This is a genomic window from Planctomonas deserti, assembly GCF_003067705.1.
Lineage (GTDB): Bacteria > Actinomycetota > Actinomycetes > Actinomycetales > Microbacteriaceae > Planctomonas > Planctomonas deserti.
On sequence record NZ_QANL01000255.1, the window covers coordinates 1 to 501 of the forward strand.

Below are 501 nucleotides of genomic sequence, written 5' to 3' on the forward strand. Positions count from 1 at the left end.
GTCCTCGCTGTTCGCCGGCATGGTCGCCGACCTGATCGACCGCCGCGGCGCGATGCTGCTGGCCGGCCTGCTGTTCACCGCCTCGATTCCGATCATGGCGTTGGCTTCGGGCTACACGCCGCTGCTGCTCGGCCGGCTGCTGCAGGGCATCAGTGGCGGCCTGATCGGCGTGGTGATTCCGCTGTACCTGGCCGAAGTGCTCAGCCCCGAGCGACGCGGGCGCGGCGCGGCCATGTTCCAGCTGCTGCTGACCGTTGGCCTGGTGCTGGCTGCCCTGATCGGCCTCTACCACGCCCACGCCGTGGATGCCGCCGCCGAAGCCGTGCGCTCACTGCCGGTCGCGCAGCAGGCGCAGGAACTGTTCACGGTGAAGGACCACGCCTGGCGCACCATCTTCTGGACCTGCCTGGCACCGGGCCTGCTGTTCTGCGCTGGCATCTTCTGGCTGTCCGAATCGCCGCGCTGGCTGGTGCGTCGCGGCCGCATCGATGATGCGCGCCG

At 70.1% G+C, this 501-nt stretch carries 1 protein-coding gene; it reads left to right on the forward strand.

Going from position 1 to position 501, the window contains the following annotated elements; translation table 11 throughout:
* On the forward strand, window positions 1-501 hold a 501-nt coding region (locus DAI20_RS20560), incomplete at both ends, for an MFS transporter (protein WP_159085190.1).